The organism is Streptomyces sp. NPDC001880 (assembly GCF_053594575.1).
The window spans coordinates 22,724-37,154 of record NZ_JBSFET010000062.1; the positions used below are offsets into that span (position 1 = coordinate 22,724).

The 14,431-nt window shown below is 67.3% G+C and carries 12 protein-coding genes and 3 pseudogenes; 11 read left to right on the forward strand and 4 right to left on the reverse strand.

What is annotated here, in order from left to right; translation table 11 throughout:
* The first annotated feature begins 539 nt into the window (after positions 1–539).
* Complete coding sequence (locus tag ACWCQ6_RS26320; protein ID WP_451093167.1) at positions 540–1,748, forward strand: hypothetical protein; 1,209 nt, start codon at positions 540–542, stop codon at positions 1,746–1,748.
* Here the strand turns inward: ACWCQ6_RS26320 and ACWCQ6_RS26325 are convergent.
* Positions 1,732–3,492: an asparagine synthase-related protein gene (locus tag ACWCQ6_RS26325; protein WP_451093169.1), complete on the reverse strand. Its 1,761-nt coding sequence runs from the start codon at positions 3,490–3,492 to the stop codon at positions 1,732–1,734. The genes ACWCQ6_RS26320 and ACWCQ6_RS26325 overlap by 17 nt on opposite strands.
* A 61-nt stretch (positions 3,493–3,553) precedes the next feature.
* Positions 3,554–4,177 (reverse strand): lasso peptide biosynthesis B2 protein, encoded by a 624-nt coding sequence (locus tag ACWCQ6_RS26330; RefSeq protein ID WP_451093171.1) that lies wholly within the window; start codon positions 4,175–4,177, stop codon positions 3,554–3,556.
* Between the two features lie 535 nt (positions 4,178–4,712).
* Here ACWCQ6_RS26330 and ACWCQ6_RS26335 point away from each other — a divergent pair.
* The 7 genes and pseudogenes from ACWCQ6_RS26335 to ACWCQ6_RS26365 all read left to right on the forward strand — a co-directional run bounded on the left by ACWCQ6_RS26335 (position 4,713) and on the right by ACWCQ6_RS26365 (position 9,922).
* Positions 4,713–4,904 carry a hypothetical protein gene (locus ACWCQ6_RS26335; RefSeq protein WP_451093173.1) on the forward strand — a complete coding sequence of 64 codons (192 nt, stop codon included), beginning with the start codon at positions 4,713–4,715 and terminating at the stop codon, positions 4,902–4,904.
* Positions 4,905–5,322: 418 nt separating this feature from the next.
* Entirely contained in the window at positions 5,323–6,399 is a 1,077-nt protein-coding gene (locus ACWCQ6_RS26340; RefSeq protein ID WP_451093175.1) for a M4 family metallopeptidase, read from the forward strand.
* Positions 6,400–6,512: 113 nt separating this feature from the next.
* Positions 6,513–6,928: pseudogene (locus tag ACWCQ6_RS26345) on the forward strand (transposase); the annotation flags it as partial.
* A 66-nt stretch (positions 6,929–6,994) separates the two neighbouring features.
* The gene (locus ACWCQ6_RS26350) at positions 6,995–7,123 is read left to right on the forward strand and encodes a hypothetical protein (protein WP_451093194.1); all 129 of its coding nucleotides are present in this window, start codon (positions 6,995–6,997) and stop codon (positions 7,121–7,123) included.
* Positions 7,124–7,235: 112 nt separating this feature from the next.
* Positions 7,236–7,610 (forward strand): hypothetical protein, encoded by a 375-nt coding sequence (locus ACWCQ6_RS26355; protein ID WP_451093177.1) that lies wholly within the window; start codon positions 7,236–7,238, stop codon positions 7,608–7,610.
* Positions 7,611–7,999: 389 nt separating this feature from the next.
* Entirely contained in the window at positions 8,000–9,025 is a 1,026-nt protein-coding gene (locus ACWCQ6_RS26360) for a cytochrome P450 (RefSeq protein ID WP_451093179.1), read from the forward strand.
* A 528-nt stretch (positions 9,026–9,553) separates the two neighbouring features.
* The gene (locus ACWCQ6_RS26365) at positions 9,554–9,922 is read left to right on the forward strand and encodes a hypothetical protein (RefSeq protein WP_451093181.1); all 369 of its coding nucleotides are present in this window, start codon (positions 9,554–9,556) and stop codon (positions 9,920–9,922) included.
* Between the two features lie 421 nt (positions 9,923–10,343).
* On the opposite strand, the pseudogene ACWCQ6_RS26370 reads toward ACWCQ6_RS26365, so the two are convergent.
* A pseudogene (locus ACWCQ6_RS26370) lies at positions 10,344–11,192 on the reverse strand (YeiH family protein); the annotation flags it as partial.
* Between the two features lie 123 nt (positions 11,193–11,315).
* Between ACWCQ6_RS26370 and ACWCQ6_RS26375 the strand changes: the two are divergent.
* Positions 11,316–11,489 (forward strand): integrase, encoded by a 174-nt coding sequence (locus ACWCQ6_RS26375; protein WP_451093183.1) that lies wholly within the window; start codon positions 11,316–11,318, stop codon positions 11,487–11,489.
* A gap of 230 nt (positions 11,490–11,719) precedes the next feature.
* On the opposite strand, the pseudogene ACWCQ6_RS26380 reads toward ACWCQ6_RS26375, so the two are convergent.
* Positions 11,720–11,902 (reverse strand): annotated as a pseudogene (locus ACWCQ6_RS26380) (Scr1 family TA system antitoxin-like transcriptional regulator); the annotation flags it as partial.
* Positions 11,903–12,222: 320 nt separating this feature from the next.
* Here ACWCQ6_RS26380 and ACWCQ6_RS26385 point away from each other — a divergent pair.
* Entirely contained in the window at positions 12,223–12,834 is a 612-nt protein-coding gene (locus ACWCQ6_RS26385; protein WP_451093185.1) for a hypothetical protein, read from the forward strand.
* A gap of 308 nt (positions 12,835–13,142) precedes the next feature.
* Positions 13,143–14,276 carry an IS630 family transposase gene (locus ACWCQ6_RS26390; protein WP_451093187.1) on the forward strand — a complete coding sequence of 378 codons (1,134 nt, stop codon included), beginning with the start codon at positions 13,143–13,145 and terminating at the stop codon, positions 14,274–14,276.
* Positions 14,277–14,431: the final 155 nt, after the last annotated feature.

The following is a 14,431-nucleotide window of genomic DNA, read 5'->3' on the forward strand; positions in this document are numbered from 1 at the left end:
GGTGGGGATGCCGCAATCCACACCGAACCCGAAAGGCCCTCACCCGTTCCAGATCCCTCGGCCGAGACCTGCATCACCCGTCCACAACCTCCCGGAACAGAACATCTAGGCCGTCCGGAGGCATCCGGATGGTGATCCGACGAATCACCGGGAACCATGGTGCTCGAGCCCCCGGCGCAGCACCAGGTCTCTTGGATCCGCTGCGGGGACAGGAGGATCCGCGACGCGACGCCACAGTGAGGTAACGCGCCACCGGAAGCCGACAGGGGCTCGTCAGACGGCGCTTCACCCGTGCAGTGCCCCAGTGACACTCGAAGGAGACACCCAGTGGGTCCTGTTGGCGTACGCCCGTGCCGGCCGGCGGGACTCTTCCCGGTCGGCTGGGGTGTGTCCGGTCGTGGTCACCGTCGGCACATCGCGCACGGCCTGCGGCGTCAGGAGGTGTTCACGTGAGGACTCCCTCCCTGTCCGACATCGGCTCGCGCCTGCGGCAGCTACGGAGGCCGACGAGCACGGGGCGGTCACCCGCAGCTGCGACAGTGATCGTGCTGGTCCTCTTCCTGACGGCACTGTTGCTGGGTTGGCTCGGCATCGAGAACGTCCGCGGGGCCCTGACCTACGCGGGTCGTATCACCGGTGTCATTCTCATTCTGGTCGCACTCACCACGTTGTTGGGCGCTGTCTCGGTCCTGGACCACTGGTTCCGCAACAGATTTCCCTACTCGGGAATGGTTGCGCTGATCGGCACGGTCGCGGCATTGTTGGCCAACTTCCTGCTCCTGTTCGAGACACTCGCGGACGGCGATTCCACAGCCTTCAAGGTGCTGTGGGGCCTGCTCACGGTGGGTTCCGCGTGGTCTGCCATCGCGGTGTACCGGACATCGGTCGTGATCCCCGCTCCGAAGCGGGTGGCCGCGGCAGTGATCGTCTCCTCGGCTCTCGCGATGGCCAATTTCGGCTACGAAGACCTCTACCAGCCGAGCCAGCGCGGAGCCAAGCCCGTCGTCAAGATGACTGTGGGGCAGCCTGTGCTGAGTCAGGACCGTAAGGCATTTGCCGTACCGGTGACCATCAGTCTCGCGAACCACAGCGATGTGGGCTTCTACGTGTTCGGCACCGAGGTCCACGCCATGGGAGAAAAGGTGCCGCTGAGCGCGAAGGACCGGCTCCGCGAGCAGTGGCGTGCTGATGCCGAGCAGTGGGGCAAATTCGAGGAGAAACACCCGCTCTCCCGCCGGGAGATCCACCAGCCCGGCGAGTTGGTGGCGGCCCAGCCATGGGCTGCCGCCGGAACCTGGATCGAGGCGGGCGAGGAGATCGTCACCCAGACGATCTTGCAACTGCCCATCGACACGCCGTATGACCAATTGGCCTTCTACTCCACTGCGAGCTTCGCGCGCAAGGACCGGCTCGGCCTGGAGAAGCTGGTTCCGAACGGGTACTCCTGGAGCGGCGGCAAGGTGCCCCAGTGGCTGGACAAGGAGAAATTCGACTACGTCATCTACCGCGGCAGGGTGCAGGAGAACAACGCGATCGACAAGCATACGAGGGACCCCCGCTACGTTACTGTTTATTGGCAGTTCGGCCCACATGGCGCACATCTGTTGGAAGCCATCACGCGAAATGGCGAGGAAGACCGCATTCTTACCGCAGCGGAGTTCGGCGAGGTGGAGCGCCGGTACGGTCTCGTCACATCCCTGACGGGCCCGATCGAGCGGACGCTGTGGAACGTCAAGGACCAGCGATGACCGGCACGGCCGCATCGTGCGCGTCGGGGCGCTGGTCCAATCGCTCCAGCCACACCACGAGGGCGAGAGAGCTGTTCATACGATCCCAGGAGTAGGAGTCTCCTATGCCGAGCTGCGCCTCCCTCACTGCCCGGCACAACATCTCGACGTCGAACATCTCCGCGATCAGTGGATGCTTCGCGGAGCGGCAGAGGTCGATGAGTTCGTCGCCGTGTGTTCGCAAGCCGTGGGCGTAGAGCTCGTTGAAGGGAATCTTGACCGCCCGGCTGTGGATCCGGGGCGGGAGCAGATCCGCCATGGCCTCGCGCAGAACCGCCTTCGGGCGGCCTGGCTGGAACGTCGCTTCGGCGGGGAGGCGGCGCATTGTGGCGATGACCTCCGGGTCGAGGAAGGGGTGGGAGAGGAAGAATCCGTCCTGCCGTGCGCGGCGCCAGGACAGTGGGTCGGGAGCGGCGATGTAGTTGGCCGCGTCGTAGAGCGACTGTTCCGGCTTGCGCCCGAATACGAAGCGGCTCTCCGCGATGCTGGCCTCATGGTAGCCGTGAGCCCGCGCGAATCCGGATCGCAGCCATCGGGGACGGGTGAAATTGCCGAGGCCGCCGAGCACCGTTCCGCGGCGGTGGACGTGCGCTGTGATCCGTTCGGCTGCCAGCGGAAGAGCCGGCTGCACGACATAGGCGGAGACGATGTCCCACAAGCCCCGCTCGCTGCCCGCGGCCCAGGCACGTGCCTGCTTCGTCATCTGCCGGAGCTGTCCTGTGCGGGCCAGCCTGTACAGGTGCAGCGGGTTGGCGTCCGCAATCGGATCGGCTCCGCAGCCAGTCACGAGGGTGTCACAGCCCAGTTCCGCCGCCGCGGCATGAAGCCTGCTCCAGAACGGGGCGCGGAAGGCGTGTGGATGAGGCTCGTCCGGGTCTCCCGCGTGGTGCTGGAAGTCGTCGAAGTCGGCCACGTCGTCGACGTCGACGATCACCGGGCGGGCGGCGGGTGCGTGACGGCGGATCTCCTCCATTGCCTCGTGGAGGTACGGCTGCTCCCCAGCCAGTTCCCCCCTGCTGAAGCGCCCGGCGAGGAGGACAAGGTCCCTCGGGTGGCCCTGTTCCGCAATCAGCAGGCGTGCTGCGAGCAACGCGATGCTGGTGGAGTCGGTGCCGCCGGAGACGTGGCATGCCGTCGTCGTGCCCATACGGCGTCCGACAGCAGCCTCCAGCGCGAGGCGCAGATCCTTCGCGGCGCCGCCGAGGCGGAGGCTCTCTGCTGTCGGCATCGGCGGGTCGTGCGCCTGGCGGACGCGGCGCAGCGACCTGCCGCGCATCTTCCCGGTGACCGAAAGTTCCACCACCTCGCCGCCCAGGACCCGATGTACCCCGGCGAAGGGGGTGAGCTCCGAGTGTGGTTGCGCCATGTTCCCGGTCAGGTACCGGCAGAAGTAGCGACGTTCCAGCTCTGCTCCGCTGCCCAGGCGGAGCGCCGAGGTGCTCACCGCGCTCACACGGCCACCGGACTCCCTGAAGAACAGGGGGATGCGTGCCTGCTCGTCCCGTATCAGCAGGATGCGGTCGCGGCACACCAGGACAGCGGCGTAGTCGCCGGTCGGCAGACGCGGTGAGGCTCCCGGCCGGCCGAAGTCGTCGAGGAGGCCGCGCGCACCCGCCACGCGGTCACGGACCGTGCCGACCCAGCCGACGACCACTGCGGTGCCGGCTCGTGAGGAGACCGTCGTCACGAGCCCCTGCCGCGTCATGGCCCCGACCACCGAGAGCTTCGGTGTGCTCCCAGCCCACTCGAGACGGAGAGCTTCCATATCATTGTCCTCCGCCGTTGATTGAGAGAACCGGCGTGAACGCGTGCCCGTGTGGATCGGCGGCAGGGATGCACAGGTCGGCCGAAGACGTCCAGGCGTGCAAGGCGAACGGGTGCTCGCGCACACCGACGTGAAGCACGGCCTTCAGGCCGCGCCGCCGCAGCAGGACGAAAGCCGTCACGGCCTCGGTCTTGCAGTCGTCGTTGACGAACCAGCTTCTGCAGCCGTGCGATTGCACCGCTCGTTTCAGCCGTGCGACATCCTCCGCGGAGGCGGGGTCGGTACGTGCATAGTCCGGGGCTGCCAAGGACAGGAGGCGAAGGACGCGCCCGAACCCCAGGGTTCGGATCAGCAGGTGCACAACGCGCAGCCAAAGCCCGATCTCGATGTCCGAATGCTCCTGTCGGCGGGCCCGCACACAGCCGGCACGGTTGAGACCGCTGACGAGTTCGGCGCACTCCTCAGAGCTTCCGTCAGCGAACTTCTGAATGTCCGCAGTCGCCATTCCAAGAAAACGGGTCCGCTGCCAGTCCGCAATCAGCGCTCCGTCGGACATCCGGGTGACACGGCAATGCGGTGACAGGATCCGCTCCATGGCTACCAGGGCATCAGTGTCAGCAGCCACCGTACATCCTCCATGGATCAGCCCGCCGCAGCGATTCTGCGGCGGACTCGGTTCGACTTGTGGACGGTGTTTCGACTTGTGGACGGTGTCAGGACAGATATCCGTGACCGTCGTAGAGGCCGCCGCTGAAGCCGCGGATCAGACGGCCGTTGCCGAGAAGGACAAGCCCATGTGGCATACGACGCCGCAACAGTTGGAGAGCCATGGCCTACCTCCAGGATGAGAGTGCGTTCGTCAATTCCAAGCTACTCTGACCCGAATGCTCCGCAACCGGGGCTGCCAGTGCCCGCGCCGCGAAACATGAGTGGTCCGCCGCCCCAGTCGCGAGGTGGCCCGACCCTTTCAGGCCGGTCGTCGACCTGGTGACCCGTGAGGTGATCGGCACCGTGCAGATCGAGTGGGACGTGCGCGTGGATCGGGGCCCCTCGTCCTTCGTCACACACTGGCTGACCGTCACCGATATCGGACGCGCTGACGACCTTCGAGGGCCGCTGCGCGGTGCTGAACCCGGGGGCCCGCCATGAAGGTAGCGATCATGGTCGACGACGAGAACGAACCGGCCAAGGCCACCTACGAAATCGTGAAGAAGGACATCGGGCCGACGCGCGGACCCCGCACGAGATCCGCCACGCCGTTTCTCCCGACGAGACCAGGCCGTGTAGTGACGGGCGACGGCCGGAGCTGCTGGACGCTGAGTTGCAGGTCTCTGGTGACGGGCGGAAACTGATGCTGTAGCACGCGCGCGAAGGGATCGCCCGTTGAAACCGGAAGCGTCTTCTCCGCCAGGAAGAGAACTCCATGCTCGGCACACCTTCGACATGAAGATGTCCTCGCGCCGTGGCCTCTCAAGGCGGGTATGCGTGCTCTTCAGGTAGTTGATCCCGTCGCCCTCCTTGAGTGGGTCACGTACCCAGTATCACGGGGCAGCGCCTTACGTTCGTCGCAGGCATCGACGGCTCGCACCAGCATCTGACACCGGCAGCACTGTTCTTACGGGACTCCCTTGATGTGGACACAAGGGTCGCGGACCAGGCGACGTTGGTGCTGTTCGTCCGCCACTTCAGGTGTCGGCATGCGTACCACCACCTGCGAAAGGCGGGAGCAGGCGGATGAGGTGCGCTACAGCATCGATCGGAGCACATCTCATGACTGACGACATCCGAGGCTCCTCGCGCAGGTCCGTTGTCACGCCGCCGTGTGCGATCGTGCCACCACATCTGCTCAACCGGCTGGCCCGGGCTGAGGACCCGGTCGTGCACGAGCCTGCCCGCCGCACCCTTGCGTTGGACGCGGCACAACGCGTCCAACGCAGGCTGACGGCAGAGATCGGCCCGACCGCCGTCCCGCCGACGCGCAGCCCCAACCACTCCGAACGCACCGTCTGCGACGTCGAGCACCGGCAGGATTTGCCCGGAAGACGCATACGCGGAGAGGGTGAGGCCGAGGTACCGGACACTTCGGTCAATCACGCTTACGACGGCCTTGGAGCCACCTTCGACTTCTATCTGCAGACCTTGTCCCGCTTGTCCATCGACGGGGCCGGCCTCCCGCTGGACGCCAGCGTTCACTATCGCCGGAACTACGACAATGCCTTCTGGGACGGCGAGCAGATGGTCTTCGGCGACGGTGACGGGCGCATCTTCGGCGACTTCACTCAGTCCCCCGACGTCATCGGCCACGAGCTCACCCACGGCGTCACCCAATACACTGCAAACCTGACATACGTGGGCCAGTCCGGAGCTCTGAACGAGCACCTGTCCGACGTATTCGGGTCCCTGGTCGAGCAGTACGCCAGGGGCGAGACAACCGAGGAAGCCAACTGGCTGATCGGAGAGGAACTGCTGCGCCCCGGAGTGCAGGGTGTCGCGCTGCGCTCGATGAAGGCGCCCGGCACCGCGTACGACGACGATGAGCTCGGCAAGGATCCGCAGCCTGCCCACATGAACGACTTTGTACAGACCTTCGCCGACAATGGCGGCGTGCACATCAACTCGGGCATCCCCAACCACGCTTTCTACGTCGCTGCCACCCAGCTTGGCCCCCATGCCTGGGATGGCGCCGGCCGTATCTGGTACGACGCGCTCACCAGTGGCATGCTCGCCAGCGACGCCGACTTCTCGTCCTTCGCACGGCTGACCGCGGTCGTCGCCGACGCCCACGGACCGCAGGAGCGGGATGCTGTACTCCAGGCGTGGGATGCGGTCGGCGTACTCACGGGCTGAGTCGGCGAGTGTCCCGGTAGAACCGAGCACCCGAGCGCGACCGCGAGGGCCACATGCGGCTGGACTTTCCAGCGGTGCTGGATATTTGAGCCGGAGGTGGCGCACGCTGCTGCTCGCCGATCACCGTGTGCAGGGTCATCCAGCCGTTACGGCTGCTCCTGGCGATCGAGCCGGCCACCCGCCCCGCCGACGCCGTGGAACGGCTGTGGATCGTGGACGGCACCCTGATCCCAGTCCGCGGCCAGGAAGTTGGCGCCTCCTCAGACAATTATCGTTTCTCCGTGAACGTGCAGGTCGTCATCGACGCCGACACCAAACTCGTGATCGCAGCAGCCCGTCCGGTGCCCGGCAACATCGCGGACGCCAAGGCATGGCGGGACTCCGGACTGGCCGACATCTACCAGGGCGTGACCGTCCTCGGTGACGGCGCATACATCAACACCGGCTCGTCATCCCTCACCGCAAACGCGTCGGGCACCACGTCACCGAGCCGGTCCGTCGCGCGATCCGCGCCCTGCCCGAACGGGTCCGGCACTCCGCACTGGAACAGGACGGCTCCCTGCGCCACGGCGCGCAGGTCGCCGAGCTGACCGGCATGGTCGACCCGGACGGCTACCCCGCCGGCACCCGGATCAACGTGCGGTGTGAACGCCCGCACCCCGGCGCCCAGCTGTCGTTGTTCGACCTGGACGAGGGCATGCGCCACGAAAGGGCCAGTTGTTGATGCGGTGAGACCTGCTGCTCGGCACTCTGTGCGCCGGCGGGATACCGGAGCGGGACGGCGGGATCGGCATCGCGTCCAGGTCCAGGTCCCGCATGGCCACCCCGAGCTGCCGGTGGCCGAACTTGTCCCAGTCGGCGGCTTCCTGACACAGAACGGTATCGACGCGCCGGGCACCGACCCGCTCGGCCGCGCCGTTGATGCGCCCGGCCAGCCGCGGCCAGCGATGGTCCGGATTCCCCGCCCCGGTACGCAGGCCGCCGAGCCCGAGGTTCTGCACCACGATCGTCAGCTCCATGCGCTTTCCCCCTGCATCTGCGGCGTTGGCCCGTCCGGATGCTCCGAATGTGTCATGTATGGCAAAATGTCGTATGTGGCGTTTGGTGCTGAAGACAGGCGAGAGGAGTGCATCATGATCGCGAAGCTGCTCGGCAAGCTGTCCTTCACCCGCCACTACGGTGCGTACGGGGTACACGACTGGGGTACGTAAGGCGGCGACGATCGGGTCTGACCGCATTGCCTGCGGGAGCCCCCGGGCGCCCGCAGGCTCCTGGTTGTGGTGCCGACGATTTTCGGCCTGGAAAGGTACGAGAGTTCAGGGGCGATCCCATGGGCCGAATGAATGAGCCGCCGCGATTGCATGGAGGCAGCTTCGCGGCTTGGAGCCGCGACCGGCTGGCGCTGGCGCGCCGTGGCGCTGCTGAGTGCGGGGACGTCTGGCAACTGGAGCCGGGTGTCTATGTAGCCGCTACGGCCGGGCCGTGTGAAGCAGTTCTGCACCGCGCGCAGGACTTCCCCAAGCCACCCTCGCCGCTCTTCCCGCCGCTGAAGCGGCGAGCACCGACGCCTGAGGAGCGTGCGCACGCTCACGCCGCCCGCATGCGCGGACTACGCCCGCAGGCGGTTGCAGCCCGGATCGGTGAGATAGCGCCCAGGACCGCTCAATTTGCTGACCAGTGGCCCACGGGCCAGTACGTCGAGATTCTGCCCCCGGTCCGGCACGCCCTGGCAGAGGTTGGCGTGCGCTACCTCTTCTCCGAAGACGCTCCCACCCTGCTGCCCTTTGCCGCACAGCTCTTCCTGGCCCGGGAGGTGCTCGTATGTCCCTCGCGCTGGGTATGGCCGCGCTGGGTCCCCACACCGGCACGGCGGTTCCGCACACGGCAGCAAGTCGCCTTCGTTGACGCTTTGCGGCCCATCGTCCGCCGACGCCGTTCATCGGGCCGGCTCGGTGACGACGTGCTGGGACAGATGCTCCGGCCGTCCTCCCGCTATGGCCTACTGCCGGAAGAGGCCATCCTCGACCCTCTCCCAGGAATCACCGTCGCCACCTTCGAGACACCTTCCCGGGCAGCCGGATGGATTCTGCTCCACCTGGCCCGATACCCCCAGGCAGCGGGCCGCGTCGCGGCCGAAGCCGCCTTGCTGCCCGCGGACCCGGCCGCGACGACCAGCACCCACCTCGACAGCCTGCAATACACCCAGGCACTGGTGCGCGAGGTGCTCCGCCTGTACCCCCCGAGCTGGCTACTGACCCGGCGTGTCAGGCGACAGACTCAGCTCGCCGACTACACCATCGACGCCGGGTCCACCGTGCTCATCTGCCCCTACACCGCCCACCGCGACGCACGGGAACACTCCGATCCGGACCAGTTCCAGCCCAAGCGCTGGCTCGATGATTCGGGCTCGCCGACGAAACCCGGGGTATTCCTCTCCTTCGGTACCGGCCCGCACGGCTGCGAGGGAGTCGCTCTGGCCATGGCGATGCTGACGCTCCTGACCGCGCAGACCGCCCGCTGCTACCACCTGAGCGAGCCGCCGGGAACGGAACCCGGCTACAGGGTCACCACCTTGGAAGGTCTCGCACCTGTCGGCTTGCGCCTGCGCGCCACCTCGCGCAGCTGAGGGCAGACCTGCTTTCAGTGACAGACCGCCTCCACCCACGAACAGCGAGCGTTGATCAGAAGGCATCTCATCACCGGTTCCCTCTCCCGCCGGCGTCGGGGCAGGACCTTACATAGGGCCGCCCGCGTCGACGCGCACTTCGTCGGCCGAAGGCTCGGGGCCGTAGGCCTCGCTGGTGCGGATGACATGGACCGACCGCAGAGATCCCTGCAGTCCGTGCTTGCGGCGATCGTCCTCACGGGGGCTGAAACGGCTGGGCACAACTGGCCCAGTGGGCCGCCGCGGGACCAACCGGCGAAGGCCGCCCCTCTGCCGCCCAGCCGCTCGTCGAGTAGGGCCCCTATCCATCGAAAACATGCCTGCCAGTTGTGACGGCCTGGAGCGGCGCGAGGGTGCTCCTGCTTCGCGACGGCTGCCTCAGGAGTGTCAGACTGGAGGAGAGAATCAGTGGCACGAGCAGAGCCTCGAGCAAGGTCCGAAGCATCACGACACCCCAGTGAGAACCCCCACCATCGAACGGGAGATGTCGTGGCACGAGTGGTAATCAAGAGCGCCGAAATCGTCGTACGCCTGTCCTGGCTGGAGAAAGCGGCGGCACGCCACCGCAATGTGCGGGTTCCGGTGTCGGCGCTGCGCCAGATCCATGTCGAGCCCGACTGGTGGCGTGCGCTTCGAGGTGAGCACGATCGGGGAACTTGCATCCCCGGACAGCTGTGTGCCGGTGTCCGGCAGCTCCAGGAAGGACAGGACTTCACGTGGGTACGGGCCAACACACCGGTGTTGTGCATGGAACTGCGCCGGAGTGCGCCCTTCAGTCGGCTGGCGGTCTCCGTCCCCGACCCGGAAGAGGCCCTGCGAACCCTCCGACCGCTGGTCCCACGGGACCGGCTTGGGTGAGGCCGGCATGCGGCGTCCAGCTCGCGCAAGAGGGCGTGATCGAAGTCGAAGGTGTCGGGTGTGGCGGGGCTTTGTGGCGTTCGGCGTGGGCTGCCTGCCGGCACTTGGTGCCGCAGTACTCGCCCGGATGCCCGGTGTGCTGCGGTCGCGCCGGCCGCCACTGAAGTTTCCGCGGGGTCGTGGACATGGGTGCCGTCGCGGAATCCATTGCGTCCGCCCGGCGTCTGGCATGGTCGGGTCGGTCAGAGCGGGGCCTTCCCCCTCCGCCGACCGGCCCGGCGGTAGACGGGGTATCCAACTGCCGTCGGCCGGACCCGGGAACCCGACGCGGTAGCCCGCCGTCACCGGACCCCGGAGCCGACAGGGGCCGCCGCCGACCGGCTCCGGGGCCGAGGAGCGCGGTGCCGACGTGGGCCCTGGGTCAGGTCGTCAGCAGGACTCCCGCGTACGAGGCCCCGGCGACCTCGATCCAGGCGCCCGGCCCGAGGGCGGCCGTACGGGCGCCGGAGCGGGCCAGGGTCGGCAGGTGCACGGCGCTTCCGAGACCGACCAGGGCGGCCGCGAGCAGGATCTCCTGGACGAGGTCGGCGGCGTTCAAGAGGCCGCCGGGCAGCCACCCGGTGCTGCGCAGCCCCACCATCAGCAGGAAGGCGACCACGAAGAGCGGTACGACGGCGGGGCGCTGGCCGCGCACCGGAGCGGCCGCGAGACCATCGCCCGACCGGGCACGCCGCCTGCGCTCGACCAGTGAGACCCCAGCAACGAGCGGTGCGAGCATCGCCACCCTCATCAGCTTGACCAGCACCGCATCACCGGGCGCGGTGGGCCCCGCCGTCTGCGCGGTGGCCACCACCTGCCCCACGTCGTGCACGCTCGCCCCGACCCAGCGGCCGAACTGGACCGGGTCCAGCCCGAGGGGGTGCTTCAGCAGCGGCAGCACCCACCGTGATGGCGAGCGTGCCGCACAGCGTCACCAGAGCGACAGAGGTCGCCACGTCCGCGGAGTGGTCCGTGGCCCCGGCCGCCCCTGCCGTCCGGCCCGGCTTCCCGTGCTGTTCGGCGCTCTGGCTCCGGTCGTGCCCCTCACGGCCGAGCACACTGCTGACCGCGCCGATCGACGAGGCGCCGCAGATCGCGTAGCCGTCGCCGCCAGCAGCGGCTGGTCGCCGCTCAGTCCGAGCCGTCGGCCGAGCCACAGAGTGCCGAGCAACGTCGCCACGACCACGCCGAGGATCATCGTGACCGTCGCCCAGCCGAGGGGAACTGCATCGATGCCGCGGCGTACGGCGTCACCCGGGGGCGAGCGTGTGACGTCGCTCTCACCCTTGACGCGCACACCTTTGAGCTGGCGAAGCGCCCCCACGACCTGCGCCACGCCGGCATCTCGTTCTGGTTGGCCTCCGGAGCCGACCGCGCCGAGTGCGCGCGCCGAGCCGGACAAAGCATCCGGGTTCTCTTCTGCTACTACGCCAAGTTCCTGGCCGAAGCGCGGAACCATGCGAACCGGCTGATCGAGGAGTCCATGCAGCGGTGGGAGGCGCCGACGGGCGACGCGGAGGGGGCCTGAGCGGGACCTTGGCCAGGAAACGCCCCGGAACAGCTGGTCAGCGGAGCGTTCACCGCACCCGTGGTGGCCGCCGGCCCCGACGACGACCCGCCATGGATCGCGACCACCTACGTTCACGGACCGTCCCTGTCCGAAGCCGTGACCGCCACCGCACCTCTGCCGGCTCGCGAGCGTCCTGGTGCGGCCCCGGTCCGCAGGCGGAGGCCGTTCAGTCGGCAGCGTGCTGGTCGAGCAGCGCCCGCGAGCGGCGTCACGGCCAGGAGGCGGCGCAGCTGCCCTTTGATGGTGTCGGGGTCAGCCGTGTGGTAGCGCAGGACGGATCCCTTCATGAGAACGACGTAGCGGTGACCGTCCTCGTAGAGGAACCGGGAGCGGGCGACCCGGGCGGCAACCGCTTCGGCGACGTCGTTCGGCCTCCTTGGAACCTAGGCAGGCCACATGTCAAGCAGCGACTTGCCGACACTTCCCACTGCCAGCGGGTGACTAGACGTCAGAAGATCACCCGCAAGGGCTAATTATCTTTTAACCACCCATGCTCAAGGCGGTTTTGACGGTGAATCAGTTCCTCGTCGGGCGGCATGAGGAAGCTCTTCAGACCCGATCGGCCCATCAAAACGGGGATCCAGATTTGCTCGATATGACAGCAATAGGGGGTGTCAGTACGTTCGGTCATGCACCGGATGTCACAGCGAGACTGTCTCTGAGTCCGAGAAGGAGAAGAAGCAACATGGTCATGACACGTTCCCACGCGATCGCCACGGCCGTCGCGGCCGCCGCGGCACTGACCGCGACCGGTATCACCTACGCCTCCGCGGTCCCCGCCCCCCAGGCCCAGGTGGCCCCGGTCGCCCTCCCTGCCCAGGCCCCCATGGGTGGCGAGGGCGGCAACACGGGCAAGGGCAATGAAGGAAACGAGCGCGGTGGCAACGAGCGCGGCGGCAACGAGCACGGGGGTAAGCGCCATCACGAGGAGGGCCGGGTCCACATCAACGAGCGCGAATACTCCGGCCGACCCGACGGCTGCATCACCGTCGTCAGCGGCCTGGGCGCCAAGAGCTTCAACATTCGCAACGACAGCCGCAACGAAGTTGAGGTCTTCCGTGGAGCCGTGTGCGACAACGGTGCCCCCATCGCCACCGTCGGCCGCTACAGCTCCGCCAGCAACATCCGCCCCGGCAAGGACGAGGACGAGAACTGGGAGAAGGGCGAGCACCACGAGAAGAAGAAGCACCACGAGAAGATGGATGACGGAGTGAAGGTCAAGCACGGAGTCGTCGCGAGCTTCCGCGTCATCAAGCGCCACCACGACGAGAGGGGCGAGGGCGGAGGTTTCGGCGACTACTAAAACCAGCAACCGCCTGATGCGCATGCCAGAGAATCCCGGCCCGCCGTAATCGGGCCGGGATTCTCGTCCGGCCCCCGGCCCAAGAATATCCCTTCTCCGAACATCCAGCTCAAAACCGCGGAAGCGCGCGGAGGCGCCGAAGGGGTCGGTATGCAGCCGTACTGACATGGAACGGATCCACGCGCAGCACGTACCCCCACCCTGTGACCATGACGAGTCAACTAGTGCCGCATCAGGCAACGTTCGCCCTGTTGTGACGCGCCGTCCGGGTGTCGGTCCGGACGGCGCGGACACGCCATGCTGTTCACGTGGCAGAACGAGTACAGGTCCGGGAGATCGACGATGACGAGGGCCGGCGGCTGCTGCGGATCATCCGCAGGGGCACCGGATCGGTGGTGACCTGGCGGCGGGCCCAGATGGTCCTGCTGTCCGCCCAGGGCATGCCCGTGGCGAGAATCGCCGAAGTGTCGTTCACCAGCGACGACCGGGTCCGCGATGTGATCCACAACTTCAACACCGATGGCTTCGACTCTCTCTACCCCAAGTACAAGGGCGGCCGGCCGAAGACCTTCACGCTGCCCGAGCGCCGTGAGATCAAGAAGATCGCCAAGTCCCGGCCCACCGAGCACGGCCTGCCGTTTTCCACCTGGAGTCTGACCAAGCTGGCGGACTTCCTGGTCGCCGAGGGGGTGGTCGACGACATCAGCCACGAGGGCCTGCGCATCCTGCTCCGCGAGGAAGGCGTCTCCTTTCAACGCCTGAAGACCTGGAAAACGTCCCGGGACCCCGACTACGCCGTCAAGAAGGCCCGGGTCGAGCACCTCTATGCGATCGCCGACGGCGAGGTCGTACCCGAGGACGACGAACCCGAAGTGGTCTTCTGCATGGACGAGTTCGGGCCGCTCAATCTAATGCCCCACCCCGGCCGGCAGTGGGCCGAACGCGGCGGCAGGCACAAGGACCCCGACCGTGAACCCCGCCGTAGGCGCCGGGCCACCTACAACCGCTACGGCGGAGTACGGCACCTGTTCGCCGCCCTGGACCTGACCAAAGACAAGCTCTACGGCCATGTCAAGCCGATCAAGCGGCGGACGCAGTTCCTGGAGTTCTGCCGCTACCTGCGCACCCTCTACCCGCCCGAGACCCGCATCGCGATCGTCTGCGACAACTTTTCCCCGCACCTGACCACGAAGAAATGCCAGCGGGTCGGCACCTGGGCCGCCACGAACAACGTCGAGATCGCCTACACCCCCACCAACAGCTCCTGGCTCAACCGCATCGAGGCCCAGTTCACCGCCCTGCGCTACTTCACCCTCGACGGCACCGACCACGCCACCCACAAGGAACAGAGCAGCATGATCCGCCGCTACATCATCTGGCGAAACCGCCATACCGACGACCGGCGCCTACGCACCGTCGTCGACAGGGCAAACGTTGCCTGATGCGGCACTAGTACTGCAACCGCATCTGAGGGTTCTGGCCCCTGCGTTTGTAGTGGGAGTGGCGGGCTCTGGCCTGGCTGCGTCTGCGGAAGCGTGACCAGTGCAGGTGGTGTTCGTTGGTGTGGTGGCGGGGTGTGATGACGAGGTGCCCGATC